We start from the raw sequence: 25520 nt of genomic DNA, 5'->3' as shown, positions 1-25520 counted from the left end.
GCCCCAAACGCTTGCGGCGCAACGAATCAGGCCTGTACCTTTCCGCCCGGGCAGGGTCCGCGGCCCTCCCGCGCCCCGAGGGGCGCCATCCGACCGGCTACCTCCAGGCCCATGACCGATCCGCACGCGCTCGCCGGCACTCCAGACCGGGGCCCCTCCGCGCCCACGTTCTTCGACCCGTCGTTCGAGCGGCTTCCCGCTCCGGTGTCGGGCGATTCGGCCACGCCCGGGCCCGTGCTGCTGCTCTTCGACCGCGACGCCGACCGCGACTGGGTGGCCGACGCGGCGGTGGCGCTGGCCACCGGGTGGCACGCCGCCGGGCGCCGCACGGTGCTCGCCGACCTGTGCCTGGACGATCCCTTCCTGCACGAGCGGATCGGGATGCCCAACCAGGAGGGCGTCGTCGACATCTTTTTGTACGGCGCCTCCCTGGCCCGCAGCGCGCGCGCCGTCCCGGGGCGCGGCTTCTACCTGATCTCCAGCGGTACCTACACCCCCGACGCGGGCGAGGTGCTGCGCAGCCCCCGCTGGGAAAAGATCGTCGCCGGGTTCCGCGACGCGAACGCGGCCCTGCTGCTCTTTGCCCCCTCCGACGCGCCCGAGCTCGCCGCCATCGGCCGGTTCGCCGACGATGCCATCGTCCTCGGCGGCGGGGACGGCCCCGGCGCCCTCCCCGCCTCCGTCGCCGGCGTGGCGACGCGCGCCTGGCTGGCCCCGCCGCGCACGGACGGCGACCGCGCCCCCGCCGCCGCACCCGCCACCCCGGCCGACCGCTTTCCCGAGCCGGAGCCGGTGTCGCCGTGGAACGCGCCCCCCGGCAGCTACACGCCTCCGGCGCCCGCGTTCGAAGCCACGGGCATCCTGCCGACCGCCGCGGCGGCGGCGCACGTCCCCCCGGCCGGCATCCCCGCGCCCGAGGCGGACTGGCGCGAGCCCGAGGCACCGAAGAAGAAGCGTATCTCGCCCGTGCTGCTGGTGCTGCTGCTGATCGTGCTGCTGGCGGCGCTCGCCATGGTGCTGGCGCCGCGGCTGGGCATCTCCATTCCCTTCCTGGCTCCCGCGGCCGCCGACGAGGCCCCCGCCCCCGCGCCCAAGCAGGCCGCGGCGGTCCCGACCGCGCAGCGCGGGCCGCCGCAGCCGCAGGGCGCGGCGCTGCCGTATTCCGTGTACGTGGCCAACTACCAGAGCTTCGCCGAGGCGTCGCGCTTTGCGGCCCAGGCGTCGGGCAAGTTTTCCGAGGCCCGGTTCTTCGTCTTTCCCGAGCCCAAGGACGGGGTGGTCTGGTGGCGGGTGATGGCGGGGATGGCCGCCGACACCACGGCCGTCCTGGCGCTCCGCGACCGCCTGCTGGCTGCGGGCCTGGTGGACGAAGACGAGGTCGGCGGCCGGTACGACCTCATCCAGTCTCGTCCCCTGGCCTACGAGGTGGGCGAGTTCGCCACCATTCAGGAGGCCACCGCGCGCGGGGAGGAGCTGGCGAACCGCGAAATTCCCGTGTACGTGACGCCGGTTCCCTACTCGGATGGCACGGAGCGGTGGAAGGTGTACGCCGGGGCCTACCGCGACAGCGCCAGCGCGGCGCCCATGAAGTCCAAGCTGGAAAGCGCCCGGATCCCCGTTAAAATGGTGGAACGCACGGGACGCCCCCCCGCCTCCCCGAAATGAAGCTTCGCTCCCTTCGTCTCCACGGCTTCAAGTCCTTCCCCGACAAGACCACCATCGAGCTTCGCGACGGCGTGACCGCCATCGTGGGCTCCAACGGCTGCGGCAAGTCCAACACGGCCGATGCCGTGCGCTGGGTGCTGGGCGAAACCCGCGCGGGCGCCCTGCGTTCGGCCAAGATGGAAGAGGTGATCTTCCAGGGCAGCACCCGCCGCCGTCCCCTGAACTACGCCGAGGTTTCGCTCGTCTTCAGCAACGAGGACGGCAGCGTTCCCCTGCCCCGCAGCGAGATCGAGATCGCCCGCAAGGTGTTTCGGGAGGGCGGCAGCGAGTACTCGCTGAACCGCCAGGGCTGCCGCCTGCGCGACATCCACGACCTCCTTCGTGACACCGGCCTGGGCGCCAACGCCTATTCGATCATCGAGGGCGGAATGATCGACGCCATCCTCAGCGAGCGCCCCGACGAGCGCCGCGCGCTGTTTGAGGAGGCGGCGGGGATCGGCAAGTACAAGGACCGCCGCAAGGCCGCGCAGCGCCGGCTGGAGGCGGCGGAGGTAGACCTCGGGCGCCTGAACGACCTGGTGCTCGAGGTAGAGTCCAAGGTGCGCGCGCTGGCCCGGCAGCGCCGAAAAGCCCAGCGCCACGCCGAGCTGCTGGCCCGCCGGCTGGACCTGGAGATGGCGCTCGCCCGCGCGGAAACCAGCGCCCTCGCCGCGGCCCTGGCGCAGGGCGAGCGGCGGCGTGCGGCGTTGGAGCAGGCGGCGAGCGAGGCCGAAACGGAGCGGGTGACGGCCGAGGCCACCGTCGCGGAGCGCCGGCTGGAGGCGGCGGAGGTTTCGCGCCAGCGCACCGCCGTCGCCGCGCGGCTGGAGGACGTCCGCAAGCGGCTGGACACCCGCGAGCGCGAGATCCTGCTGGCGGACGAACGGCGCTCGCACGCCGAGATGCGCATCGCCCAGCTGGTGCGCGAGCGGAGCGAGCTGGCGGAACGGGCGGAGCGATGGGCGGCGGACGCGGCACGGCTGGAAGGGGACCGTGGCGTGGCGTCTACCCGGCTGGAGGGGCTGCGCGAGCGGCTGGAGGCGCGGCTGGAAGAGAACGAGGCCCTGCGCGCCACGCTCGCCTCGCACCGGCGCGCCAGCGACGCCGCCGCGGCGCGTGCGCGGGACCTGGCGCGCGAGATCGCCGCGACCGAGGGTGAGCGCGCCGCCGCCGAGCGTCGCCAGCACGACTCGGCGGAGCTCCTCACCCGGCTGGCCGCGCAGGAGGCGCAGCTGGGGGTGGAGCTGTCGGCGCTGGACGAGCAGACGGAGCTGTGGTCCGGCCAGGGTGACGCCCTCCGGGATAGGCTGGACGCCGCCATCGACGCCGCCGAGCGGGCACGGGAGGAAATTCGCGTGCTCCGCGGCCGCGAGGCCGCCGTGCGCGACCAGCTTCGCGCGGCCGACGATCGGCTGTCTCGACTAGCCTCGCAGGTGGCCGCGCGCGAGGCGCTGGAACGCAGCTACGAGGGATTCTCCCCCGCCGTGGCGGCCATCATGGGGCAGCGCGACCGCTTTCCCGGCGTGCTCGCCCCCCTCGCCGACTTCGTCCGGGCCACCACGGCCGACGCGGCGACGGCCACGGCGGTGGAGTCGTTCCTGGGCACGCTCCTCCAGGCGCTCGTCGTCGCCGACCTGGCCGCCGCCCGCCGGGTGCGCCGCTGGTTCCGCGACGAGTGGGACGGCGGGGGCACGCTCATGGTCCTTCCCCTGGACGCGCCGGGGGTCGGCGACGCGGTGCGCGAGGCGAGGGGCGCCGCGGGGCTGGGTGTTTCCGGGCACGGGGCCGCCGCGGCCTGGGCCGACACCTTTCTCCAGGGCCTGGTCGTCGTCCCGGGCGAAGACCCGCTAGACGGCTACGGCCCGGGCGCGCGGGTCGATACGCTCGGGGACACGGTGGATCCGCGCGGGGTCATCCGCCTGGGCCAGCCGGTCTCGGGCGAGGGAATCCTGGCCCGGCGCGAGGCCCTGGCGCGGCTGCGCAACGAGGTGGAGGACGCGCGCGTCGCCCACGACCGGCTGGCCGCGGACCGCGCCGCGCTCGCCGAGCAGGCCGCCATCGCCGAGGAGCACGCCCGCGAGGCCGAGGAGTTCGTCCGGCGCACGGAAAGCGAGCTGAGGCAGCTGGACGCGGAGGCCGCCGCGCACGGCCACCGCCAGACCCGGCTGCGGCGCGAGCGCGAGGAGGTGGGCGTGGCGATGGCGAACGCCCGCCGCCAGTCCGCCGAGGCGGCGGAGCGCATCGCCGCCCTCCACACGCGGCTGGCGGAACTGCAGCGCCAGGCGAACGAGGCGGCGGGCGAAACGCATCGCGCCACCTCCGCCCTTTCCGAGTTGGACTCGGCCTGGGAGGCCGCGCGCGACGAGGAGTCGGAACTCCGTGTCGCCGTCGCCCGGGCAGAGGGGGAGTTGCGTGAGCTGGATCGCGCCCTCGCGGACGCCGTGCGCGGAGCGGAGGGCGCACGGGGGCGCGGGCGCACGCTGGAGGCGGAGGCGACGGAGCTGCGCCGCTCGCTGGAAGGCCTTTCCGGCATCCGGGAGCGCGCCGGCGGCGAGGTGGAAGGCCTGTTCGCTGACCGGGATCGCGAGGCCTCCCTCCTCGCCGGCCTCGACACCCGCCTGGGGGAGCTGGAGGCGGAGATCTCCGGCGCGGACGAGCGCGCGCGCGCGGCGCGGCGGCGCGAGACCGAGTCGGGAGAGGAGCGGCACCGGCTGGAGCTGGAGCGCGCCGACCAGGAGAGCCGTCTCGTCCGCGCCCGCGAGCGGGTGGAGGTGGAGTGGGGCCGCCCGTGGGACACGCTGGTCACGCAGGCTGGCCCGGTGGAGGAGGGAGAGCCGGACGCGTGGCGTGCCGAGGTGCGCGAGCTGGCCCAGGCGGTGGACGCGCTGGGGCCCATCAACATGCTGGCCGTGCAGGAGCACGAAGAAGAAGACCGCCGGCTGAAGTTCCTGCTGGAGCAGCAGGCAGACCTGGCCAAGGCGCGCGACGACCTTTCGTCCGCCATCCGCCAGATCAACAAGACGGCCAAGGAAGTCTTCATGGGCACCTTCGACACCGTGCGCCAGAACTTCCACCGCACCTTCCAGTCGCTGTTCCAGGGCGGCGAGTGCGACGTGTGGCTGGCCGACCCCGACGACCCGCTGGAGTCGCCCATCGAGATCCACGCCTCTCCCCGGGGCAAGAAGACGCAGCGCATCCACCTGCTTTCCGGCGGTGAGCGAACGCTGACGGCGCTGTCTCTGCTCTTCGCCATCTATCTGGTGAAGCCGTCGCCCTTCTGCCTGTTCGACGAGGTGGACGCGCCGCTGGACGAGAGCAACGTGGGCCGCTTCATCCAGCTGCTGAACGACTTCAAGGAGCAGACGCAGTTCATCGTCATCACCCACAACCCGCGGACCATGGAGGCCGCGGACTGGATCTACGGCGTGACGATGGAAGAGCCGGGCGTGTCCACCGTGGTGGGAGTGGAACTGGAAGGCGCCTGGCCGTACGGCGAGAGAGTGGCCTGACGCGCACCTTATCCGCCACACGACGGACGATGCGATCTCCAGGCACGCTCCACCCGACGTAGCCATCGTGCGGCGCGGGGTTGCATCGGCACATCTTTTCAGACACGTTTACTGGCGAGTTTAGCCTGCAGCGCCTCCAATCCATGGACGCGGGACCGCTGGCCGAGTTACATTCAAGCATCCCAAATTCTTTCCCCCGTCTGGATCTGGACCATGCTGGTCGTCATGAGGCACGACGCGACGAAGCAGGACATCGACACCGTTGTCGCCACGATACGCGAGATGGGCTATGAGGCCCGTCCCATGCCTGGAAAGCAGCGCACCGCCATCGGTCTGGTGGGCAACGACGGCAAGGTGAACGCCGACCGGCTCGAGGCACAGAGCGGCGTGCTGGAGATCATCCACGTCTCTCAGCCGTACAAGCAGGTGTCGCGCGAGTGGAGGGACGACCCCACCGTGGTCACGCTTGGCAACGGCACGCGCATCGGCGCGGGTGAGGTGTCGGTGATGGCGGGTCCCTGCTCGGTAGAGGGCGAGGCGCAGATCATCGGCATCGCGCACCGGCTGCGCGAGCAGGGCGCCACCATCCTTCGCGGCGGCGCCTTCAAGCCCCGCACCTCGCCCTACTCGTTCCAGGGGATGGCCGAGGAGGGCCTGAAGCTGCTGGCCCGTGCCCGCGAAGAAACGGGGATGGCCATCGTCACCGAGGCCATCGACTCCGAGAGCCTGGACCTGGTGGCCCAGTACGCCGACATCGTACAGATCGGCGCGCGCAACATGCAGAACTTTTCGCTGCTGCGCCGCGCCGGGCGGGCGGGCAAGCCGGTGCTGCTGAAGCGCGGGATGGCGGCCACGGTGAAGGACCTGCTGCTTTCGGCCGAGTACATCCTGGCCGAGGGCAACCCCAACGTCATCCTGTGCGAGCGGGGGGTGCGCAGCTTCGACACCCACACCCGCAACCTGCTGGACCTGACGGCCATCCCGGTGGTCAAGTCGCTTTCGCACCTGCCCATCATCGCCGACCCCAGCCACGGCACCGGGCTCCGCGCCAAGGTGATCCCCATGGCGCGCGCCGCCGTCGCCGCCGGTGCCGACGGGCTGATGATCGAGGTGCACCCGGACCCGGAGCGCGCCATGAGCGACGGCGCGCAGTCGCTGTATCCCGACCAGTTCGGTGAGTTGATGGAACAGATCGCCGTGATCGCCACGGCCATCGGCACGCGGATGGTGCCGCCGTTGGCTGCCACGCATGGTGCCGGGGCCGCCGGGTAACGGCCGCCCCCCACGCCCGCCCGGCGGCAACAAGACGCTGGGCGACCGGGGGGAACAGCTGGCGGCCCGCCACCTGGCGGACCGGGGGTGGGTGATACTCCACCGCAATTACAGATTAGGACACCGAGAGATAGACCTCGTCGCACGCCGCGGCGAGGTCGTCGCGTTTGTGGAGGTAAAAACGCGTGGGGGAATGGGTTACGGGCACCCGCTGGAAGCCATCACCCGAAAAAAACGCAAAGAAATCCAGACCGTCGCGGCCGCGTGGATCAAGGAGTTCGGCCGGCCCCGCGACGTGTACCGCTTCGACGCCGTCGCCATCCTGCTCCCGGCCGGCGGCCAGCCCGTGATCGAGCACGTGGAGGATGCGTGGCGGATGTACTGAGCCGCGCGGCGCCTCACGCGCGCTCGGGCCGGGCTCCTCTGCCTTGACCAAAACCCAAGCCGATAGGTATACTCATGCCCGTCATCATCCGCGAAGGGAGCTGGCGCATCTGGATTCACACCGATGACCACGGCCGTCCACACGTGCACGTCTACCGCCGGGGCGCGAGAGCGAAGATTCTCCTGCCAACGGCGGGGGCCCCGGCGGGCGTGCTCAGCCGGCGTGCAATGACCGACCGCGACGCTGTCGCCGCTGTCGCCCTGGTAGAGGTGTATGCGGAGGAACTCATGAGCGCATGGAGAAGGATTCATGGACTTTCCGAGACTGACTGAAGCCGAGATTCTGGCCCAACTTCCGGCGGCGGACGACGCGGAGCGCATCGCCGATCTGACGGAGCCCCGGGCGAAGTCCGTGGCCTACGATGCCGCGAGCGGGCGGATTGTCGTGGAGTTGAAGCTCGGGAGTGCGTTCGCCTTTCCGCCTGATCTCTTCCCAGAACTCGCCAGCGAAAGTCCCGACGAACTCGCCAAGGTCTACACAACGGCTTCCGGCGATGGCATCTACTGGGATGATCTCGACGTAGGGATCGAAGTGTCGGGGATTCTCGCGCGAATCCTGGGCGACGCACTCTTGAAGTCCTTCGCCAGCAGAGGCGGATCCTCCACGAGCGAGCGGAAGGCCGCGGCGGCGCGGGCGAACGGACGCAAGGGCGGCCGGCCGCGGAAGAAGCGGCCCGCAAAGGAGCCGGCCGCGACCTGATCGGTGGCGGTCGCGGCGTCCCCAGACGCGAGCCGCCACGTTCCGCTTCACAGCGTCACTACCGTTGAGGCGAGGGGGGCGCGCGGCTATATTCGTCGTCGTCGCAGCCGATCCCCCGCGTTCCCCGGCAGTTCCGTGTCCCGCACCGCACTCGCACGCCGATACCGCCCGCGCCAGTTCAGCGAAGTGGCGACGCAGGAGCACGTTTCCGAGACGCTTCGCTCGGCCGTGCAGCGCGACCGCGTGGCGCACGCCTACCTGTTCTGCGGCCCTCGCGGCGTGGGCAAGACCACGCTGGCGCGCGTGCTGGCCATGGCGCTCAACTGCCCCGACCGCACGGCCGAGGGCGAGCCCTGCGGCGTCTGCGACAGCTGCGAGCGCATCTGGGCCGGGCGCACCTCGCTGGACGTGGTGGAGATCGACGCCGCCTCCAACCGCAGCGTCGACGACGCACGCGAGCTGCGCGAGCGGGCCATGTACGCCCCGTCGGAAGAAGACCGCTTCAAGGTCTACATCATCGACGAGGCGCACATGCTCACCCGCGAGGCATGGAACGCCCTCCTGAAGATCCTGGAGGAGCCGCCCGCCCGGGTGATCTTCGTCTTCGCGACCACCGAGCCGCAGAAGATCCAGCAGCTCGCGGCGCCCATCCTTTCGCGCTGCCAGCGCTTCGACTTCCATCGCATCTCCACCCCCGACCTGGTCGCCCGGCTGCGCACCGTGCTGGGGCACGAAGGCATCACCGTCGGCGACGAGGTGCTGGTGCCCATCGCGCAGAAGGCGGACGGGGGAATGCGCGACGGGCTGTCGCTGCTGGACCAGGTGCTCTCCTTCACCGAGGGCGCGCCCACGGCGGATGACGTGCGGCGCATCCTGGGCCTGGTGGGCTCCGAGGTGTTCCTGGAACTGTTCGCCATCATCGCCGACCGGCGGCCGGCGGACGTGTTCCGCTTCGTCGGCCGTCTGCTGGAGCAGGGGTACGACCTGTCGGAGTTCTATCGCGGCCTGGCGGACTTCCTTCGCTCGCTGCTGATCGCCCGGCTGGACGGCGGCGACCCCGAGGGCGTGCCGGCGCACCTGCACCCCGCCCTGCGCGAGTGTGCGTCGCGCTTCGCGCCCGGCGACCTGCTGCGCATGCTGGCACAGGTGGCGGAGCTCGACGCGGACGGCCGCTTCCGCAAGAGCGGCGAGCAGCGCATCCTCATCGAGCTCCTGCTCCTGCGCTTCGCCTACCTGGAAAGCACGGTAAGCCTCGAAGACGTGCTCGCCGCACTGGGCGGCGGCGGGCGCGGGGACGGGCAATCCCGGGGAAACTCCGGGGGCGGCCGGCCGGCGTCTGAATCGCCCGCCGGCCGCCTGACCGAGCCGTCCGCTTCCCCTTCCCCGCCCGCCGCTACGTCGGCCCCCCGGGAGCCGACGCCCGTAGCCCCGGCCGAACCAGTTTCGCCCGTCGTCGCGGCGGCCGTGGTTGCGGCACCCGATCCGGCGCAGCAGCTGGTGGTGCCGCCGCGAGCCGAAACGGCGGCCCCGGCCGCTCCTCCCCCGACGCCTGCGCCGATCGTCGACGCGCCGGTGCGGAAGATCGAGGCGCCGCCCGCAATGGTCCCGCGGCCGGAGTCGTTCCGCGCGCCCGAGCCGCCCGCGGACTTCGGCCCGCCGTCGTTCGACGACGCGCCCCCGCCGCCGGAGCCGGACGACGTCATAGTCGACGCACCCCGCTCGCGCGAGCCGTATGCGCCGCGCGACTTCGCGCCCCCTCCCCCGCCCGACGAGCGCGCGCCCGCCGCGGACGGCGATGCGGGTGATCTGGATGGCGCGCGGGTGCGGCGGGCGTGGGCCTCGCTGCTGCAGGACGGCGACGGCGTTCCCCGGGGCGCCAGCCTGTTCCTGAAGCCCGCCAAGCTGGTGCTCACCGGCCCCCGCGCCCTTCGCGTGGACCTGCCCCCCAACGCGCCCGTCGTCGAGCAGCTGTCCACCCCCGTCGCCAAACGCGCGTTGGAAGACGCGCTGGCGCGCCGCCTGGGCGGGCCGGTGACCGTTTCGTTCGGCGTGGGCGAGGCGCCGGCGCAGCAGGCGGGCGGCAACCGCATCACCGCCGAAAGCGCCCGTCGCGACCGGCTGCAGCGGCTGACGGAAGGGGAACCGGTCCTGGCGGCTGCGGTACAAGCATGGGACCTGGAACTCCTGGACTGAGCGCGGGATCTGCCCTGTTCACGGGCCGGATCTTGCGCCGTCTTGGACGCAGGCGCAGTTCACTGGGTGTCCGAATCTGACCGTACGGATAGATGAACAACCTTCAGCAGATCCTCCAGATGGGCCAGCAGGTGCAGGCCCGCATGTCGCAGCTCCAGACCGAGCTGTCGTCGAAGACCGTCACCTGCTCCAGCGGCGGCGGCATGGTGACCGTCACCGCCGATGGAAAGGGAAAGCTGCGCACCATCAAGATCGACCCGTCCGTCGTGCAGCCCGACGACGTGGAGATGCTGGAAGACCTGGTGCTGGCCGCCGTGAACGAGGCGCAGAACCGGGCCAACGCGCTGTACGAGGAGGAGATGCGCAAGGCGGCGGGCAGCTTCCAGCTTCCCTTCCCCGTCCCGGGGCTCTGAGCCTCGCTTGTCGGCCATCGACGAGCTGGTGGGCGAGTTCTCGCGCCTGCCGGGGATCGGAAGGAAGACGGCGCTCCGCCTGGCGTTCCACCTGCTGAAGGCGCCGGAGGAAGACGCGCGGCGGCTCGCGCGCAGCATCGTCGACGTGCGCGACAAGGTTCGCCCCTGCGAGCGATGCGGCAACCTGTCGGACGCCAGCCCCTGCGGCATCTGCCTGAGCTCGCGCCGCGACGTGGCGACGCTGTGCGTGGTCGAGGAAGCGTCGGACATCATGGCCATCGAGCGCACCGGCGAGTACCGGGGCTTGTACCACGTGCTGGGCGGCCGCCTGTCGCCGCTGGACGGCATCGGGCCGTCGGAATTGAACGTGGCGCCGCTGGTGCAGCGTGCGGGGGCCGGCGAAGTGCGCGAGGTGGTGCTGGCCACCAACCCCAGCGTGGAGGGCGAGGCCACGGCGCTGTACCTGGCCCGGCTGCTGGCCCCGCTGGGACTCCGCGTCACGCGCATCGCGCGCGGGCTGCCCGTGGGGGGCGACCTGGAGTACGCCGACGGGGTGACGATCGCCGAGGCGCTGGCGGGGCGGCGGGAGCTGTAGCGCGCGTCTAGCCCGGGAATTGCCCATTGGCCGCGGAGCAAACCGCGGCCTTTTGTTTTTTCGGGCCTTGCCCGTTACTTTGATGCCGCGTTCACCCCCATCGCAGATCCCCACCGCCTCCGGGTGATGGAAAGCAATCGAATCGTCCGCACCGCCGCCTTCGCCCTGCTGGCCATCGCCGCCGCGGCGGGGCTGGGCGCGCTGCTGCTGCGGGACCAAATCAGCCGCAGCCGCCGCGACCTGTTCAGCCCGCACCCGCTGCGCCGGCTGGCCGCGCTGGAGTACCTGGGCGGCGTTCCGGCGTCGGTCGACACGGTGCTGCTGCTGCGCGACTTTTTGGCGTGGGAGCAGCGCCCGCTGCTGCGCAAGCGGGCGCAGGGGGTGCTGGCGCGGGTGGAAGCCGGCGTGGCGGCCCGGCACCCCGCCGAGGTGGCCTGATGGCCGGCGGCGCGAGCAGCTGGAGCTTCGAGGAGCGCGACGTCCAGCGCATCGACCGCATCCTGCAGGACTTCCTGTACGACGCGGGCGCCCGCTGCGCGCTGCTGGTGGACCGCACGGGGCAGCTGGTGACCACCGCGGGTGAAAAGCCCGAGTTCGACTCGGTGGCGTTCGCGTCGCTGGCCGCGGCCGACTTTTCGGCCAACGACCAGCTGGCGTCGATGATCGGCGAAACGGAGTTTTCCTCGCTCTTTCACCAGGGCGAGAAGGAATCGATGTACCTTGCCGACGTGGTGCGGCGAGTGATCCTGGTGGTCCTGTTCGACAACCGGACCACCCTGGGGATGATCCGGATCAAGGTGAAGGCGGTAGTGCGCGAGCTTTCCGAGGTGTTCAGCGAGATGTTCTCACGGTCCGCCGCAGCCCCCCAGGGGCTGCGCGTGGAGGCCGGCTTCATGGACGAGGCGGAGGACGAGATCGACCGCCTTTTCGGCGATCTCTGAAAGGGCCACGTCCATGTCGATGATCAACTACGCCTCGCGCGAGATCAACTGCAAGATCGTGTACTACGGCCCGGGCCTGTGCGGCAAGACCACCAACCTCGAGTACATCTTCGAGAAGGTGGCGCCCAACACCCGCGGCAAGCTGATCTCGCTGGCGACGGAAACGGAACGAACGCTCTTCTTCGACTTCCTGCCGGTGGACCTGGGTTCCATCCGCGGGTTCAAGACGCGCTTTCACCTGTACACGGTTCCCGGACAGGTGTACTACAACGCGTCGCGGAAGCTGATCTTGAAGGGGGTGGACGGGGTGGTGTTCGTGGCCGACAGCCAGGTGGAGCGGCTGGACGCGAACATCGAGTCCATGCACAACCTGTACGATAACCTGACGGAGTACGGGCTGGACCTTCGCGAGATCCCGTTCGTCATCCAGTACAACAAGCGCGACCTGCCCAACATCTCCTCGCTCGAGGAGCTGCAGCGCGAGCTGAACCCCAGCAACGTGCCCACGTTCGAGGCGGTGGGCGTGCGGGGGATCGGCGTGTTCGACACGCTGAAGGCGGTAAGCAAGCTGGTGATCAAAGCCCTGAGCTGACCGGACACACCATGGCCTGGCGCAACCTTCCGAACGCGATCACGCTGGGGCGCATCGTCCTGGCGCTGGTGGTGGCGCCCATGATCGTGACCGACGCCTTCTCGTGGCGGCTCGCGGGGTTCATCGTCTTCCTGGCCGCCGCCTTCTCGGACCTGTGGGACGGCCACCTGGCCCGCTCGCGCAACCTTGTCAGCGACTTCGGCAAGCTGATGGACCCGCTGGCCGACAAGCTCCTGCTCGCGCTCACCTTCATCCCATTCTACCTGCTCTCGCACGGGTGGGAGCCGCACACGCGGTTTCCCTGGTTCGGCGGGGTGCTGCCCCTGTGGGTGCTGATCGTGATCTTCGGCCGGGAGATCTTCATCACCGTGTTCCGCGGCTATGCGGCCAGGCGCGGGGTGATCCTGGCGGCGGGCAAGGCGGGCAAGCTGAAGGCGGTGTTCCAGAACATCTTCGTGGGCGCGGCCATCTTCTGGTATGCCCTGCAGTCGGCCGCGCGCGAGAACGCGTGGGACACCGCCTTCTGGAGCTTCTGGCAGAAGTTCCACGCCGGGTTCACCATGGTGTCGCTGGCCATCGCGGTGGTGCTGACGGTGTACTCGCTGTACGTGTACCTGCGCGACTTCGGCATCCTGGGCCGCAAGCGGGACGCGTCGTGACCCGCCGCGCCGGCTGACCCGCGTGTCCGGCCTGGACGAGCGCTCCGGCGAATTGCGCGCGGCCGACGGGCTGCGCCTTTCCTATCGCTCCTGGCCGGTTCCGTCCCCCCGCTCCGTCCTGATCGTCTCCCACGGGCTGGGCGAGCACGCCGGCCGCTACGCCCCGCTGGCGGCCGACCTGGGACGCCGCGGCGTGGCCGTCCACGCGCTGGACCACCGCGGCCACGGCAGGTCGCAGGGCCGGCGCGGCTTCGTTTCCGAGTTCGGCGAGTTCGTCCGCGACTTCGAGGGGTTCCGCGCGCGCATCGCCGGGGAGACGCCGCCCGGCGTGCCGACCTTCCTCCTGGGCCACTCGCTGGGCGGCTTGATCGCCATCCGCTACCTGCAGGCCCATCCCGAGGCGCAGCTGCGCGGAGCCATCCTCTCCGCGCCGCTGCTGGGCGTGGCGGTGAAGGCGCCCCGGTGGAAGACGGCGATGGCGGGGGTCCTGTCGCGCATCGCGCCGTGGGTGCCCATCTCCAACGGGATCGATCCCGCGGAGCTGTCGATGGCCGAGGGCTATGCGCAGGCCTATCGAACCGACCCGCTGGTGCACCCCGTCGTCACGCCGCGGCTGTACACAGAGTTCCTGGGCGCCATCGAGGCGGCGTTCCGCGAGCGCGACACCATCAAGCTGCCCATGCTGGTGCTGTCGCCCACGGCGGACCGGGTGGTGATGCCCGAGGCGGTGGCGCGGTGGGCGGCGCAGCACCCGGCCGCGGTGCAGGTGCGAAGGTACGAGGGCTTCCGCCACGAGTCGCTGAACGAGCGCGACCGGCACCGCGCGGTGGCCGACGTGGCGGAGTGGATGGAGGCGCAAGGGGGCTGAACCTGCCATCCTGGCGGGTTTACGTGGAACGTGGCTTGCCACCTTCCGCACGGGTACGAGCAGGCGACGCGCGCCGGCTCCCGGTGGGGCCGGCGTTTGGATCATATGCACAGCACGTCTGGAGTTCGATGAGCGAACAGGACAGCACGGCCGCCGAGGGGCAGGCGGTGGAGAACGAGGTTCCCGCGGGCGCGGACGACGGCCAGGGGGCGAGCGACGGCGCCGCGGTCGGCGGAGACGCGTCGTTCAGCCAGGCCGAGACGCGGAGCGGCGGGGTGGACGAGCTTACGACCATGCGCGACCGGCACCTGCGGCTGGCGGCGGAGTTCGACAACTACCGCAAGCGCGTGGAGCGCGAGCGTTCCGAGAACATGGTGCGGGCGCAGGCGCAGATCCTGGAGCGGCTGCTGGAGCCGCTGGACGACCTCGCCCGCATCGCCGACTTCGACCCCGCCACCACCGCCGCGGGCGCGCTCCACGAGGGCGCCGAGATGGTGGAAAAGAAGTTCCTGCGGGTGATGGAGGCGGCCGGGCTGGAGGCCATCGACGCCGAGGGGAAGCCGTTCGACCCCACGGTGCACGAGGCGCTGACCACCGTGCCCGCCGACACCCCGGAGGAGGACAACACCGTGGCCCAGGTGTACCAGAAGGGCTACCGGTACAAGGGCGTGCTGCTGCGCCCCGCGCGCGTCGTCGTGAAGAAGCACCCGGGTTGAGCAAGGCCGCCCCGCCGGGGCGGCCGCTATCCATGGCGGACACACGATGGCGACACAGACCAAGGACTTCTACCGCATCCTCGACGTGGCCGAAAACGCCACGCCCGACGAGATCAAGAAGTCGTACCGCAAGCTGGCCAAACAGTACCACCCCGACGCCAACGCCAGCGACGCGGCGGCGGCGGAGCGCTTCAAGGAAATCTCCGAAGCGTACTCCGTGCTTTCGGACGACGAGAAGCGCAAGCAGTACGACCAGATGCGCAAGCTGGGCGCGTTCGGCGGGTTCGGCGGCGGCTTTCGCCCGGGGGGCGGCGGCGCGCGGCCGGGGCCTGGCGGCGCGCAGTCCATCAACCTCGACGACCTGGACCTGGGCGGCTCGCCGCTGGGCGACATCTTCGGCTCGTTCTTCGACTTCGGCGGAAAGAAGCGCGCCGGCGGGCGGCCGGGCGGGCCGGAGCGTGGCGAGAACATCGAGTACATGGTCGAGATCCCGTTCCGCACCGCGGTTCGGGGGGGCAAGGTGACGGTGCAGGTGCCGGTGACGGAGGAGTGCGGCAGCTGCCACGGCTCGGGCGCGGCGCCCGGCGCAACGGTGAACACCTGCCCGGAGTGCAAGGGCAGTGGCACGGTCACGTTCGGCGCGGGCGGGTTCGGCGTTTCGCGCCCCTGCCCCATGTGCGGCGCCAAGGGGCGCGTACCCAGCGAGCCGTGCCCCGCCTGCCGGGGCGCGGGCCAGGTGCGGCGCGAGCGCGCGGTGCAGGTGACGGTGCCGGCCGGCGTGGACACCGGCTCCAAGCTGCGCCTGGCCGGCCAGGGCGAGCGCGGCGCCTCGGGCGGGCAGCCGGGCGACCTGGTGCTCACCTTTCGCGTGGAGCCCGACCGCTTCTTTTCGCGCGACGCGCTGGACCTGAACTGCACCATCCACGTGAACCTGGCCCAGGCCGTGCTGGGCTCCAAGGTGAAGGTGCGGACGGTGGATGGCCCCATGGTGGTGCTGAAGGTGCCGCCCGGAACGCAGCCCGGGCGCCGCTTTCGCATCAAGGGGATGGGCGTGGAAAAGGCCGGCCGCCGCGGCGACCAGTTCGTAAAGGTGCAGGTGGACGTGCCCGAGACGCTGGACGAGCCGGCGCGCAAGGAATTCGAGGAGTTCGCCGCCGCCGCGGGGCTGCGGCACTGAACTGCAGTACCAGGTGCGAAGTACCAAGTGCCGGTTCCACGAACCGGCACGAAGCTGGCACCCTGGCTACCGCACTAGGTACTTGGCACTCGGCACTTGGTACTGAGAACTTGCAATGAGCCAGACGTTCACCGACGAGAACCTGCTGACCTGGGAAGCCTTTGCCTCGGGGGGACGCTTCGGCCTCTCCATCCGGCCCAAGGTGATCTTCCACTGCGTGTCGGACCGGGCCATGCGCGCGCGCTTCGTGGAGCTGCAGGGCGACGAGGCCGACGCCGAGGACATGATCCACGACAGCTCGGTAGACCAGCTCCGCCAGATGCTGGCACAGTCGAAAGAGCTGGACTGAGCTCAGCTTGAGGGAATGAAAATCGGGAGCGGCGCCACGTGCGCCGCTCCCGTTTCGTTACGCGACCGCGCCGCGCCGGCCTGCCTTCGCCCACGCGGGCGGACGTGCCTGCCTCATGCTCCGCCACGCGAGCACTACCATCGCCAGGCCGAATGCGTTCATGATCGTCTCGGCCCAAGGGAACGGCGGGAAGCAATTCTCTTTCACGATGTCCATCAGTTCCTCGCCCCAGTCAGCGTTCGTGCTGATGTGCAACGTGCTGCGACGTTCCGCTCTGACGCGACTCGGCAACGGCCAGATACTCGCGGATTGCATCGCGGATGTTATCCAGCGCCTCGTCCCGGGCGTCATCTTCTGACCAGCAGCCTGTCAATCCCGGGCAGTTGACGCTGTAGCCTTCGTTCGAGCGGTGCAGGACCACCTTGTAGATCATTGGCCCTCCGATCGGCTACATCGCGATTCGGCCGCCGCCAAGGACCACGTCCCCGCTGAACATCACGGCGGACTGGCCAGGGGTGATGGCGCGCTGCGGCTGGTCCAGCACCAGGTTCACCGTACCGTCCTCCACCGACACGACTCGCGCCGGCACGGCCGCGGCGCGGTGGCGCACCTGGACGCGAATGGCGTCGCCCGGCGCGGGGGGCGCGGCCAGCCAGTTCAGGTCGTCGATCCGCACGTCCTCGCGCACCAGCTCGTCCGCCGTGCCCACGACCACCTCGCGCGTCGCCGGCCGCGTGCCGATCACGTAGAGCGGCAGCGAGCGCCCGCCGCCCAGCCCCTTCCGCTGGCCCACCGTGTAGCGCGCATAGCCATCGTGCTCGCCCAGCACCTCTCCCGAAGACGTCACCAGCTTGCCGGGCGTGAGCGATGCGTGCTCGCTCCCCAGCTTCCGAGAGAGGAAGTCGGCGTAGTTGCCCGTGGGCACGAAGCAGATTTCCATGCTCTCCGGCTTTTCGGCCGTGGAGAGGCCCAGCTCGCGGGCCTTTTCGCGCACCTCGGGCTTGGTGAGCTCGCCCACGGGAAACAGCAGCAGGGGAAGCAGCTCCGGCGGCAGCGCCCACAGGAAGTACGACTGGTCCTTCTTTTCGTCCTGCCCGCGAAGCAGCACGGGGTTGCCGGCCTCGTCCGCGCCCATGCGGGCGTAGTGGCCGGTGGCGATGAAGTCGCAGCCCAGCATGCGGCCGCGCTTCAGCAGGTCGCGGAACTTGGTGTTGCCGTTGCAGCGCACGCACGGGTTCGGAGTTCTCCCCGCCGCGTACTCCGACACGAAGTCGTCGATCACGTCGCGCGTGAACTCCTTCTCCACGTCGAACACGTAGTGCGGAATGCCCAGCCGGTCCGCCACGCGCTTCGCGTCGAGGATGCCGTCGAGCCCGCAGCACGTCTTCGACGGGCCGTTCGCCTCCGACTCGGATTCCGAGTAGCAGAACGTCTTCATCGTGGCGCCGATGACGTTGTAGCCCTGCTCCACGAGCAGCGCCGCCGCCACCGACGAATCCACGCCGCCCGACATCGCCACGAGGACGGTCTTCTTCTCCATCGATTCCCTTCTCGTGAAACTGCGAGGCCCCTCCCCCAACCCCTCCCCGCACAAACAACGTGCGGAGAGGGGAGAACTTCAACTGCTTAGTGGCGGACGCGTTCGGCCAGCGCTGGAAAGACGTCCAGCACGCGATCGATTTCCGCTTCCGTCGTCTCGCGTCCCAGCGAGAAGCGCACGGACGGACCGGCGATCTCCGGCGCCACGCCCATCGCCGTCAGCACGTGCGACGGGGTGACCGCGCCGCTGCTGCAGGCCGAGCCCGATGACGCCGCGATGCCCTCCAGGTCCAGTCCCATCAGCAGCATCTCGGGATCGACGCCCGGGACGGAGACGTTGCTGATGGTCGGCAGGCGGGGAGCGGAGGCGGCGTTCACCACCAAGCCCGGCACGCGTGCGCGAAGCCCTGACTCCAGCCGGTCGCGAAATGCTCCGACCCGCTCCATCACTTCATCGCGCTCCGCCTCTGCGGCTTCCGCGGCCGCGGCGAAGGCGACGGCGCCCGCCACGTCCTCCGTCCCTGGCCTAAGTCCGCGCTCCTGACCTCCGCCATGCATCAGTGGCGTCAACTGCGTACCCCGGCGGACGAACAGCGCGCCCACACCCTTCGGCCCGCCGATCTTGTGCGCGCTGAAGGCCAGGAGCGCGGCCGCAACATCATCCACCCGGACCTTCAGCTTTCCCAGCGCCTGCACCGCGTCGGAGTGGAATACGACGCCCGCGTCCCGGCAGATCGCAGCGATCTCGTCCACCGGCTGGATGACGCCCACCTCATTGTTCGCCCACACGACCGAGAGGACGGACGGTGGATCGCTCGCCACGATCGCGCGGACCTTGTCGACGGAGATCCTGCCGTCGCCGTCGACCGCGATCTCGTGCAGCGAACTGGCGCGGGCCGCGCGCGTCGCCTGTAGCACGGCCTTGTGCTCGATCGCGGAGCAGGCAACGGATCTGCTCGGGTCCAGCCCAGCCCGACCGAGCACGGCCAGGTTGTCGGCCTCGGTGCCGCCGCGGGTGAAGACGATCTCCGCCGGGCTCGCGCCGATGACGGCGGCGAAGCGGGCGCGGGCGTCTTCGAGCGCGGCGCGTGCCTCGCGGCCCCAGCGGTGGATGCTGGACGCGTTGCCCCACCGCTCGGAAAGCACTGCCAGCATGGCGTCGCGCGCCTCGGGGCGCAGCGGCGCGGTGGCGGCATAGTCCAGGTACACGGGATCGGGCATCGGCTTCCGGGGCGTTCGGCTCGTCTTGATAAACGCCAGTGGCGCTTAGGTTTCGCTGGCGCCGTCGCCAGGGTTGAGAGCGGCGCCGGAGCGCACTACATTCCGCGCCAGGACGACCACTCCACCCGTGCGCTTTTCCGATGATTCCGCCGCTTCCCGAAGGCCAGCCGCCGACCTTTCGCACCACCGTGCACGGCACCCTTTTCGGCGAGCGCGCCGTGCACGTGGCCGCGGTGGTGCAGGGCGACGACCTGATCCTGATCCCCGATCCGCCGATGGAGGAGGATCCCGCGGTGTGGGTGCACGCGCGCGGCGGCGAGCCGCTGGGGCACCTGCCGCCTGAGATCAACAAGTGGCTGGCGCCGTGGCTTCAGCGCGGCGGCGGCGCCACCGCCACGGCCGTCCGCGTGCACGGAACCGACGTGCCGAGCTGGAAGCGGCTGGTCGTGGAAGTGCACTGCATTGAGGGGAGTGCGTGAGTGCGTTAGTGCGTTAGTGCGTTAGTGCGAAAGTAAGGGCTCCGAGGTCCTGGGACTCGCGCCGCTGCCGCGCCCAGGCTGAGGGGTTTCTCAGGTTAGATCCTTCGGCGCGCACAAGTTGAGGTACGGGATGGTGCCGTGCGCTTGCGCCTCTGGATGACAGATTGCGCGCTTTGCCTCGGCTTGGGAGCTTCCCCAGCTCAGCCGCCCCTTCCCCCGTCTGCCCCCCGCTCCACTCGCGATCCCCAGTCCGCCCAGGACCCCCCAACGCACTCACGCACTCACGCACTTCAAATGCTCCGCACCGGGAGCGCGACCACGTCATCCACCTGCATGGTTTCGACGACGTGGAAGGGTTCGCCGTATTCCGTGCGGATCAGCGAGCCGTAGCGGGCGGCGTGCATGCGCACCTGGTCGTACAGCGGGCGGTCGCCGCCCGGAAAGACTTCGCCGCCCCACGTCTTGCCATCGAACTGGCTGGAGTAGCAGTGCACGGCTTGCATCTTCGTCTCCATCTGGTCGGTGATGTCGACGACGAAGCTGGGCTTCACCGGGTCTTCGCGGTACGCCAGCGCGTAGAGGATCTTGTGCGGACGGTGCGGCTGGCCCGGCGCATCGAGCTTGGCGAGGCCCGCCAAGAAGCAGGCGTCGTACGCCAGCTGCGAGGCGATGCGGTGGTCGGGGTGACGCCCGGTGATGTACGGGATGATGACGACCCGCGGCCGGAACGCGCGGATGAACCCGGCCAGTAGCCGGCGCGTCTCGGGCGTGTTCTCCAGCCCAGCATCGGGCAGCCCGGCGTTGCGGCGCGCGGTGACGCCCAGGACGCGCGCTGCAGCGTCGGCCTCGGCACCGCGCAACTGCGCGCTGCCGTCCGTGCCCCGCTCGCCAGCGGTGAGGTCCAGGATGCCGGTGCGATATCCCTGCGCCGCCGTCTTCGCCATGGTGCCGCCGCAGAGCAGCTCCACGTCGTCACGGTGCGCGGCGATGGCCAGCAGGTCCACGGGCGGGGCGAGCGTCTCGTCGTCGGTCACGGGTCTGCTTGGTTGAGAGAACTTCGATCGGGGTTCGACCGGTTGCCTCGCATGCTGCGGTAGCCCCCTCCCCCTGGCCCCCGCTGCGCAGGGGAGGGGGGAGAATTCGATTGCGCTCCGGCTGGCCTCGCGCACTCGACTGGCTCCCTTCCCCCGCGCAGTTAGCGGGGGAAGGGCTGGGGATGGGGGGCGCCCGCCCGCGCACCGAACCCGAGTAGACCCACTCAATCCTGAAGTGTACACCCTCTCCCGCTTGCGGGAGAGGGTGGCACGCGTGTCAGCGCGGCCGGGTGAGGGCCTCACGGCAGCCGCGGCTCACGCACGGGTGACCGCTGCCGCGCCCCGGCTTGTACGTATCCGCGGCTGGATCCTCGGCGCGCTGTGTCCTGGCGTGCGGGCCGGTGCCGCGCGCTTGCGCCTCTGGATGACACACCACTCCCGTCGCACGCCGGCGCTCCCGCCGGTGCCGACGCCCCAAAATGGCGAACCCCCGGCACCCCGCGCAAACGCGAGGTGCCGGGGGGCTCTCCATCCATCGGCTTCCCTGCCCTACTCGTACCGCAGCGCATCCACCGGGTCCAGGCGCGCGGCCTTGAACGCGGGGTACAGGCCGAAGCCCATGCCGCCCACCGCCGCCACCAGCAGCGACGCCACGATCGCCCACAGCGGGATGGTCGCCGGGATCGGGCTGATGGCGCCGATCAGCCACGCCATGCACATAGCGATCGCCAGGCCGATGATGCCGCCCACCAGCGTCACCGTCATCGCCTCGACCAGGAACTGCCACAGGATCTCGCGCGGAGTGGCGCCCAGCGCCTTGCGCACGCCGATCTCGCGCGTCCGCTCGGTCACCGAGATCATCATGATCCCCACCACCCCCACACCGCCCACGATCAGGCCGATCCCCGCCAGCACCAGCATCACCAGGAAGAACACGCCCGTCATGCGGTCGAACATCTCGGTGAACGCCTGCTGGCGGATCAGGGCGAAGTTGTCTTCCGCCCCGGGCCGCAGCCCGCGCGAAACGCGGAGCGCCGCCGTCACGTCGTCCATGGCTTCCGCCTGCGTGTAGCCCGTCGCGGGCACCACCAGCAGGCTCATCCAGTCGCGGTCGGCGTCCAGCTTGGTGAGCGCCGTGCGCGTGGGGACGAACGCGAAGTTGCCGGCCGCCGCGGAAAAGATGTTCTCCGTCTCCTTGTACACGCCCACCACCAGGAACTGCTCGCCCCGCAGCCGGACGCGCTTGCCCACGGCCGGGGCGCCGTCGAACAGGGCTTTGGCCAGCCCCTCCGAAAGCACCACCACCGGCGCACCGCTCCGCTCATCGGACGCCACGAAGTTGCGGCCTTCGACGAAGTCGCCCTTGCTGTACTCGGGCCAGGAGACGCTGCGGCCCGCGATGTTCACGCTGGCGACCGTGTTGTTGCGGTACTTGGCGCTTCCCCCCGCATCCGCCACCGTGACCACGGACCGAATGGAGGACAGCGCCTCCAGCATGTCGGCCTCGGCGAAGGTGATGGCGGGCTTGCCGTCCCACGGTGCGCCCTGGTCGGTGTCGACTAACAACAGCTTCGTCTGGTCGAAGCGGTTGACGATGAAGTTGTTGGGGCCCAGCGACTCCATCGCGGACATCACCGACCCGCGAAGGCCCGTGATGGCGGCTGCCATCGTCATCACCGTCGCCACGCCGATGACGATGCCCAGGATGGTCAGCGAGGCGCGCACCTTGTTGCTGCGCAGCGACTCCAGGGCGATCAGCACCCCGTCGCGCACGGATGTCACGTTCATCATGAGCGCGCTCCTATTCCGACCGCAGGGCCACGATGGGGTCCAGCCGCGAGGCGCGCCACGCGGGGTACACCCCGGCGACGAGGCCCACGCCGATCCCCAGGAACATCGCCAGCCCGATCGCCCCACCCGACACCCGCGCGGGCAGCGGCGACACGGCCGACACCAGCTGCGCCAGGCCGATCCCCAGCGCGATCCCCAGCAGCCCCCCGAAGCCGGAAAGGGTTCCCGCCTCGATCATGAACTGCGTGAGGATGTCGACGCGGCGCGCGCCCAGCGACTTGCGGATGCCGATCTCGCGCGTGCGCTCGCTGACCGATACCAGCATCAGGTTCATGATGACCACGGCGCCCACGATCAGCGACACGCCCACGAGCATGGGCAGCGCCATCATCAGGAACCCGTTGATCTTTTCCCAGAACCCCAGCGACCCCTTCGCCGTCTCGACCGAGAAGTTGTTCTCTTCGCGCGGGCGCAGCCGGCGAAGCGTGCGCGCCAGGCCGGTGATCTCCGACTCCGCCCGCGGAATCAGCTCTCCGCGGGGCACCTGGAACGAGATGTCCTCCACCTTCCCCGCCTGCTCCCAGACGCCGCCGTTCACCGGGCTCTTCGCAGGGACGATGGCCATGCGGTCCATCGTGAACCCAAAGATGGAGCCCTGCTTTTCCAGCAGCCCGATCACGCGGTACGGAAACCCCGCGACCCTCACCGTCTGGCCGACGGGGTTCAGTCCGGAAAACAGCGCGTCGGCCACCTCCACGCCCAGGATGATGACGGGCACCCCGCGCTGCGCCTCCTGGCGAGAGAAGGGCCGCCCCGCCTGGATGTCCATCTCGCGGACGCGAAAGAAGTTCTCGTTGGCGCCGATGATGTTGACGGCCGAGAGCTCCTTGCCCCGCCCGTTGCCCACGCGCGCCGACTCGTCGTAGCTGTACGACAGCAGTCCCGGGGTGGTGACGTTGGCCGCCAGCCACTCGGCCTCGTTCTGGCTGAAGAGCGGGCGCCGCATCCACTCGCGCCACTGGTCCTCGGTGTTGGGCCCCTCGCCCAACTCGGGCACTCGCCGCAGCAGCACCGTGTTGTGCCCCACGATGCGGCCGGCGAACTCTTCCTGCATGTACGCATCCATCCCCTTGAGCAGGGTGATGACGGCGATCAGGAAGGTGACGCCCACCACCGTGCCCAGCACGGTGAAGAAGGCGCGCATCTTGTTGGCGCGGATCATCGCCAGGGCGATCCTCACCGCTTCGCGGATGCCCATGGCTCAGGCTCCCGCGCCGACGGGCTCTTGTACGCGCTGGCGATGAGGCTCGGGAACGACGGGCGTCTGGCGCCGGTCGCTGGCGATCACGCCGTCCTTGAGCGTCACCACGCGCTCGGCGTGCGCCGCGATGTCGGGCTCGTGGGTGACCATGATGATGGTCTGCCCCTGCGCGTGGAGGTCGGCGAAGAGCGCCATGATCTCCTCCGACGTCACCGAGTCCAGGTTGCCCGTGGGCTCGTCGGCCAGGATGATGCTGGGGCGCGTCACCAGCGCCCGCGCGATCGCCACGCGCTGGCGCTGCCCGCCGGACAGCTGGCTGGGCCGGTGGTCCATGCGGTCGCCCAGCCCCACGTGCTCCAGGGCCTGCACCGCGCGCGCGCGCCGCTCCTTCTTGGCGAACCCGCCGTAGACCAGCGGCAGCTCCACGTTTTCGAGCGCGGTGCTGCGCGGCAGCAGGTTGAAGGTCTGGAAGACGAACCCGATCTCGCGGTTGCGGACCCGCGCCAGGTCGTCTTCCTTCATCCCCGCCACCTTCTGGCCGTTCAGCACGTACTCGCCGCCGGTGGGCGTGTCCAGGCAGCCGATCAGGTTCATGAAGGTGGACTTGCCCGAGCCCGACGGGCCCATGATGGCCACGTACTCGTTGCGATGGATCTCCAGGTCTACCCCGCGCAGGGCGCGCACCGTCTCCGCGCCCAGGTCGTAGTGCTTCTGAAGGTCCCGCGCCTGGATGATGATGGGCGCCGTGCTCATCCCTTCCTCCGTTCCGCCCCCTTGGCCTTGCCCTTTTCGTCCTCCTCCGGCTCCGGCAGGCGCACCTTGTTGCCGGCCTCGAGCTCGCGTATGGCCTGGTAGCTTCCTGCCACCACCATCTCGCCGCCGCGCAGGCCGCTGACCACCTCGAAGTAGCGGTCGCCCGCGATGCCGATCTTCACCGGCACCCACACGGCGCTGTCGCCGCGGATGACGAAGACGCCCTCGACCTCTTCCTCCTCCTTGCGCTCGCCGCGCACCGCCTCGGGGCCGTCCTCCTCCTCGTCGGCCGCCTTGAACTTTTTCCCCTGCGCGTCGCGGACGGTAAGGGCGATAATGGGCACCGAGAGCGAGTTCTCGCGCGTCTCGGTGACGATCTCGGCCGTGGCCGACAGGTCGGGACGCAGCCCCGCCGGCGGGTTGTCGAGGGTGATGATCACCTCGTAGTCCACCGACTGCTGCTGGGTGCTGCCGCCCGCCGAGGGGAGCTGGATGGAGCTGTTGCCGATGGCCGTCACCCGCCCGCTGAAGGCCTGGCCCGGGAAGGCGTCCACCTTCACCGAGGCGCTGTCGCCCAGCGTCAGCCCGGGAACGTCGGTCTCGTCCACCTGCACCTTGGCCTCCATCACCGACAGGTCGGCGATGGTCAGCAGCAGGCTGCCGGGGTTGTTCATCGTCCCCACCACGGCCGTTTCGCCCTGCTCGATGTTCAGCCGGGTGACGCGCCCGCTCATGGGGGCCACGATCGTGGTCTTGCTCAGCTGGTCGCGCGCCTCGCTGACGGCGGCCTGCGCCTGGTTGATGGCGAAGCGCATGGCCTGGAACTCCTGCTCGGCCACCTGCACCTGGGTGCGGGCCTGCTCCACGTCCGCCGCCGAGACCAGCTCGTTGGTGCGCGACAGCTGCTCGGCGCGGTTCAGGTCGCTCTGCGCCTTGGTGAGCTGCGCGCGCTGCTGGGCGGCGCGGGCCTGGCTCTGCGACACGGCGGCCTCGGCGCGGCGCACGGCGGCCACGTACTGCGTGGGCTCGATGCGCAGCAGCAGGTCGCCCGCGTTCACCCACTGCCCCTCCTCCACCGCCACCTGCACCACCCGGCCGGAGATGTCGGCCGAGATGTCGACCTTGCGCTTGGGCTCGATCTTTCCGCTGGCCTGCACCACCGACACCAGCCCGCGGCGGGCAACCTGCTCGCCACGCACCTCCACGCCCGCGTCGCCGCCGCTCATCGCCATGGCGGCGCCGGCGGACACGATGGCCAGCACTCCCGCGACGATCGCGACCTTCTTCTTCTTCGACATGGTTCTATGTCC

At 70.4% G+C, this 25520-nt stretch carries 27 protein-coding genes; 18 read left to right on the top strand and 9 right to left on the bottom strand.

Annotation, left to right across the window (positions count from 1 at the left end):
- Positions 1 to 111 precede the first annotated feature (111 nt).
- The 17 genes from VF632_RS23070 to VF632_RS22990 all read left to right on the top strand — a co-directional run bounded on the left by VF632_RS23070 (position 112) and on the right by VF632_RS22990 (position 16132).
- Positions 112 to 1665 (top strand): SPOR domain-containing protein, encoded by a 1554-nt coding sequence (locus tag VF632_RS23070; protein ID WP_331025293.1) that lies wholly within the window; start codon positions 112 to 114, stop codon positions 1663 to 1665.
- Positions 1662 to 5213, top strand: coding sequence for a chromosome segregation protein SMC (gene smc, locus VF632_RS23065; protein ID WP_331025292.1), 3552 nt, complete (start codon positions 1662 to 1664; stop codon positions 5211 to 5213). Before VF632_RS23070 ends, smc begins: the two co-directional genes overlap by 4 nt.
- Positions 5214 to 5426: 213 nt before the next feature.
- Positions 5427 to 6485 (top strand): 3-deoxy-7-phosphoheptulonate synthase, encoded by a 1059-nt coding sequence (gene aroF / locus VF632_RS23060; protein ID WP_331025291.1) that lies wholly within the window; start codon positions 5427 to 5429, stop codon positions 6483 to 6485.
- Positions 6463 to 6870 carry a YraN family protein gene (locus tag VF632_RS23055; protein WP_331025290.1) on the top strand — a complete coding sequence of 136 codons (408 nt, stop codon included), beginning with the start codon at positions 6463 to 6465 and terminating at the stop codon, positions 6868 to 6870. The genes aroF and VF632_RS23055 overlap by 23 nt, the downstream gene beginning before the upstream one ends.
- A gap of 74 nt (positions 6871 to 6944) precedes the next feature.
- Positions 6945 to 7202, top strand: coding sequence for a DUF4160 domain-containing protein (locus tag VF632_RS23050; RefSeq protein WP_331025289.1), 258 nt, complete (start codon positions 6945 to 6947; stop codon positions 7200 to 7202).
- Positions 7180 to 7629 carry a DUF2442 domain-containing protein gene (locus tag VF632_RS23045; protein ID WP_331025288.1) on the top strand — a complete coding sequence of 150 codons (450 nt, stop codon included), beginning with the start codon at positions 7180 to 7182 and terminating at the stop codon, positions 7627 to 7629. The genes VF632_RS23050 and VF632_RS23045 overlap by 23 nt, the downstream gene beginning before the upstream one ends.
- Before the next feature lie 135 nt (positions 7630 to 7764).
- Positions 7765 to 9822 carry a DNA polymerase III subunit gamma/tau gene (dnaX, locus tag VF632_RS23040; RefSeq protein WP_331025287.1) on the top strand — a complete coding sequence of 686 codons (2058 nt, stop codon included), beginning with the start codon at positions 7765 to 7767 and terminating at the stop codon, positions 9820 to 9822.
- 92 nt (positions 9823 to 9914) lie between these two features.
- Positions 9915 to 10235, top strand: coding sequence for a YbaB/EbfC family nucleoid-associated protein (locus VF632_RS23035; protein WP_331025286.1), 321 nt, complete (start codon positions 9915 to 9917; stop codon positions 10233 to 10235).
- Between the two features lie 7 nt (positions 10236 to 10242).
- A complete protein-coding gene (gene recR, locus VF632_RS23030) occupies positions 10243 to 10830 on the top strand; it encodes a recombination mediator RecR (RefSeq protein WP_331025285.1) in 588 nt (195 codons plus the stop codon).
- Positions 10831 to 10956: 126 nt separating this feature from the next.
- Entirely contained in the window at positions 10957 to 11268 is a 312-nt protein-coding gene (locus VF632_RS23025; RefSeq protein WP_331025284.1) for a hypothetical protein, read from the top strand.
- Positions 11268 to 11771 (top strand): roadblock/LC7 domain-containing protein, encoded by a 504-nt coding sequence (locus VF632_RS23020; protein ID WP_331025283.1) that lies wholly within the window; start codon positions 11268 to 11270, stop codon positions 11769 to 11771. Before VF632_RS23025 ends, VF632_RS23020 begins: the two co-directional genes overlap by 1 nt.
- 13 nt (positions 11772 to 11784) lie before the next feature.
- On the top strand, positions 11785 to 12363 hold the full coding sequence (locus VF632_RS23015) for a GTP-binding protein (RefSeq protein WP_331025282.1): 579 nt from the start codon (positions 11785 to 11787) through the stop codon (positions 12361 to 12363).
- Between the two features lie 11 nt (positions 12364 to 12374).
- Positions 12375 to 13022, top strand: a complete 648-nt coding sequence (locus VF632_RS23010) for a CDP-alcohol phosphatidyltransferase family protein (protein WP_331025281.1) — start codon at positions 12375 to 12377, stop codon at positions 13020 to 13022.
- Positions 13023 to 13044: 22 nt separating this feature from the next.
- Complete coding sequence (locus VF632_RS23005) at positions 13045 to 13890, top strand: lysophospholipase (RefSeq protein ID WP_331025280.1); 846 nt, start codon at positions 13045 to 13047, stop codon at positions 13888 to 13890.
- A 128-nt stretch (positions 13891 to 14018) separates the two neighbouring features.
- Positions 14019 to 14606 (top strand): nucleotide exchange factor GrpE, encoded by a 588-nt coding sequence (locus VF632_RS23000; protein ID WP_331025279.1) that lies wholly within the window; start codon positions 14019 to 14021, stop codon positions 14604 to 14606.
- A gap of 46 nt (positions 14607 to 14652) precedes the next feature.
- Entirely contained in the window at positions 14653 to 15783 is a 1131-nt protein-coding gene (locus VF632_RS22995) for a J domain-containing protein (protein ID WP_331025278.1), read from the top strand.
- Between the two features lie 115 nt (positions 15784 to 15898).
- On the top strand, positions 15899 to 16132 hold the full coding sequence (locus tag VF632_RS22990; RefSeq protein ID WP_331025277.1) for a hypothetical protein: 234 nt from the start codon (positions 15899 to 15901) through the stop codon (positions 16130 to 16132).
- 57 nt (positions 16133 to 16189) lie between these two features.
- Here VF632_RS22990 and VF632_RS22985 read toward each other — a convergent pair whose 3' ends face one another.
- From VF632_RS22985 to VF632_RS22970, 4 genes are all read right to left on the bottom strand, one after another.
- Positions 16190 to 16348: a hypothetical protein gene (locus VF632_RS22985; protein ID WP_331025276.1), complete on the bottom strand. Its 159-nt coding sequence runs from the start codon at positions 16346 to 16348 to the stop codon at positions 16190 to 16192.
- A gap of 16 nt (positions 16349 to 16364) precedes the next feature.
- A complete protein-coding gene (locus VF632_RS22980; protein ID WP_331025275.1) occupies positions 16365 to 16565 on the bottom strand; it encodes a type II toxin-antitoxin system HicB family antitoxin in 201 nt (66 codons plus the stop codon).
- 15 nt (positions 16566 to 16580) lie between these two features.
- Positions 16581 to 17672, bottom strand: coding sequence for a tRNA 2-thiouridine(34) synthase MnmA (gene mnmA / locus VF632_RS22975; protein ID WP_331025274.1), 1092 nt, complete (start codon positions 17670 to 17672; stop codon positions 16581 to 16583).
- Positions 17673 to 17758: 86 nt separating this feature from the next.
- Entirely contained in the window at positions 17759 to 18892 is a 1134-nt protein-coding gene (locus VF632_RS22970; protein WP_331025273.1) for a cysteine desulfurase family protein, read from the bottom strand.
- A 140-nt stretch (positions 18893 to 19032) separates the two neighbouring features.
- On the opposite strand from VF632_RS22970, the gene VF632_RS22965 reads away from it, so the two are divergent.
- Positions 19033 to 19371 (top strand): hypothetical protein, encoded by a 339-nt coding sequence (locus tag VF632_RS22965; RefSeq protein ID WP_331025272.1) that lies wholly within the window; start codon positions 19033 to 19035, stop codon positions 19369 to 19371.
- Positions 19372 to 19661: 290 nt separating this feature from the next.
- Here the strand turns inward: VF632_RS22965 and bshB1 are convergent, their stop codons facing one another.
- From bshB1 to VF632_RS22940, 5 genes are all read right to left on the bottom strand, one after another.
- Positions 19662 to 20405 (bottom strand): bacillithiol biosynthesis deacetylase BshB1, encoded by a 744-nt coding sequence (bshB1, locus tag VF632_RS22960; protein WP_331025271.1) that lies wholly within the window; start codon positions 20403 to 20405, stop codon positions 19662 to 19664.
- A 549-nt stretch (positions 20406 to 20954) separates the two neighbouring features.
- Complete coding sequence (locus tag VF632_RS22955; protein ID WP_331025270.1) at positions 20955 to 22196, bottom strand: ABC transporter permease; 1242 nt, start codon at positions 22194 to 22196, stop codon at positions 20955 to 20957.
- A gap of 10 nt (positions 22197 to 22206) precedes the next feature.
- Positions 22207 to 23454 (bottom strand): ABC transporter permease, encoded by a 1248-nt coding sequence (locus tag VF632_RS22950; protein ID WP_331025269.1) that lies wholly within the window; start codon positions 23452 to 23454, stop codon positions 22207 to 22209.
- Positions 23455 to 23457: 3 nt separating this feature from the next.
- Positions 23458 to 24210, bottom strand: a complete 753-nt coding sequence (locus VF632_RS22945; protein WP_331025268.1) for an ABC transporter ATP-binding protein — start codon at positions 24208 to 24210, stop codon at positions 23458 to 23460.
- The gene (locus VF632_RS22940; protein ID WP_331025267.1) at positions 24207 to 25508 is read right to left on the bottom strand and encodes an efflux RND transporter periplasmic adaptor subunit; all 1302 of its coding nucleotides are present in this window, start codon (positions 25506 to 25508) and stop codon (positions 24207 to 24209) included. Before VF632_RS22940 ends, VF632_RS22945 begins: the two co-directional genes overlap by 4 nt.
- Between the last annotated feature and the right edge of the window lie 12 nt (positions 25509 to 25520).

It is taken from the genome of Longimicrobium sp. (assembly GCF_036388275.1).
Taxonomy (GTDB): domain Bacteria; phylum Gemmatimonadota; class Gemmatimonadetes; order Longimicrobiales; family Longimicrobiaceae; genus Longimicrobium.
Note: the sequence above shows the minus strand (reverse complement) of the source record. Positions and strands in the feature narration are given on the sequence as shown.

What these genes read in the sequence shown, in the direction of transcription:
- VF632_RS23070 (WP_331025293.1), top strand. Translation starts at nt 112, where the DNA reads ATGACCGATCCGCACGCGCTCGCCGGCACTCCAGACCGGGGCCCCTCC.
- smc (WP_331025292.1), top strand. Translation starts at nt 1,662, where the DNA reads ATGAAGCTTCGCTCCCTTCGTCTCCACGGCTTCAAGTCCTTCCCCGAC.
- aroF (WP_331025291.1), top strand. Translation starts at nt 5,427, where the DNA reads ATGCTGGTCGTCATGAGGCACGACGCGACGAAGCAGGACATCGACACC.
- VF632_RS23055 (WP_331025290.1), top strand. Translation starts at nt 6,463, where the DNA reads ATGGTGCCGGGGCCGCCGGGTAACGGCCGCCCCCCACGCCCGCCCGGC.
- VF632_RS23050 (WP_331025289.1), top strand. Translation starts at nt 6,945, where the DNA reads ATGCCCGTCATCATCCGCGAAGGGAGCTGGCGCATCTGGATTCACACC.
- VF632_RS23045 (WP_331025288.1), top strand. Translation starts at nt 7,180, where the DNA reads ATGGACTTTCCGAGACTGACTGAAGCCGAGATTCTGGCCCAACTTCCG.
- VF632_RS23035 (WP_331025286.1), top strand. Translation starts at nt 9,915, where the DNA reads ATGAACAACCTTCAGCAGATCCTCCAGATGGGCCAGCAGGTGCAGGCC.
- VF632_RS23025 (WP_331025284.1), top strand. Translation starts at nt 10,957, where the DNA reads ATGGAAAGCAATCGAATCGTCCGCACCGCCGCCTTCGCCCTGCTGGCC.
- VF632_RS23020 (WP_331025283.1), top strand. Translation starts at nt 11,268, where the DNA reads ATGGCCGGCGGCGCGAGCAGCTGGAGCTTCGAGGAGCGCGACGTCCAG.
- VF632_RS23015 (WP_331025282.1), top strand. Translation starts at nt 11,785, where the DNA reads ATGTCGATGATCAACTACGCCTCGCGCGAGATCAACTGCAAGATCGTG.
- VF632_RS23010 (WP_331025281.1), top strand. Translation starts at nt 12,375, where the DNA reads ATGGCCTGGCGCAACCTTCCGAACGCGATCACGCTGGGGCGCATCGTC.
- VF632_RS23000 (WP_331025279.1), top strand. Translation starts at nt 14,019, where the DNA reads ATGAGCGAACAGGACAGCACGGCCGCCGAGGGGCAGGCGGTGGAGAAC.
- VF632_RS22995 (WP_331025278.1), top strand. Translation starts at nt 14,653, where the DNA reads ATGGCGACACAGACCAAGGACTTCTACCGCATCCTCGACGTGGCCGAA.
- VF632_RS22990 (WP_331025277.1), top strand. Translation starts at nt 15,899, where the DNA reads ATGAGCCAGACGTTCACCGACGAGAACCTGCTGACCTGGGAAGCCTTT.
- VF632_RS22985 (WP_331025276.1), bottom strand. Translation starts at nt 16,348, where the DNA reads ATGGACATCGTGAAAGAGAATTGCTTCCCGCCGTTCCCTTGGGCCGAG.
- VF632_RS22980 (WP_331025275.1), bottom strand. Translation starts at nt 16,565, where the DNA reads ATGATCTACAAGGTGGTCCTGCACCGCTCGAACGAAGGCTACAGCGTC.
- mnmA (WP_331025274.1), bottom strand. Translation starts at nt 17,672, where the DNA reads ATGGAGAAGAAGACCGTCCTCGTGGCGATGTCGGGCGGCGTGGATTCG.
- VF632_RS22970 (WP_331025273.1), bottom strand. Translation starts at nt 18,892, where the DNA reads ATGCCCGATCCCGTGTACCTGGACTATGCCGCCACCGCGCCGCTGCGC.
- VF632_RS22965 (WP_331025272.1), top strand. Translation starts at nt 19,033, where the DNA reads ATGATTCCGCCGCTTCCCGAAGGCCAGCCGCCGACCTTTCGCACCACC.
- VF632_RS22955 (WP_331025270.1), bottom strand. Translation starts at nt 22,196, where the DNA reads ATGATGAACGTGACATCCGTGCGCGACGGGGTGCTGATCGCCCTGGAG.
- VF632_RS22950 (WP_331025269.1), bottom strand. Translation starts at nt 23,454, where the DNA reads ATGGGCATCCGCGAAGCGGTGAGGATCGCCCTGGCGATGATCCGCGCC.
- VF632_RS22945 (WP_331025268.1), bottom strand. Translation starts at nt 24,210, where the DNA reads ATGAGCACGGCGCCCATCATCATCCAGGCGCGGGACCTTCAGAAGCAC.
- VF632_RS22940 (WP_331025267.1), bottom strand. Translation starts at nt 25,508, where the DNA reads ATGTCGAAGAAGAAGAAGGTCGCGATCGTCGCGGGAGTGCTGGCCATC.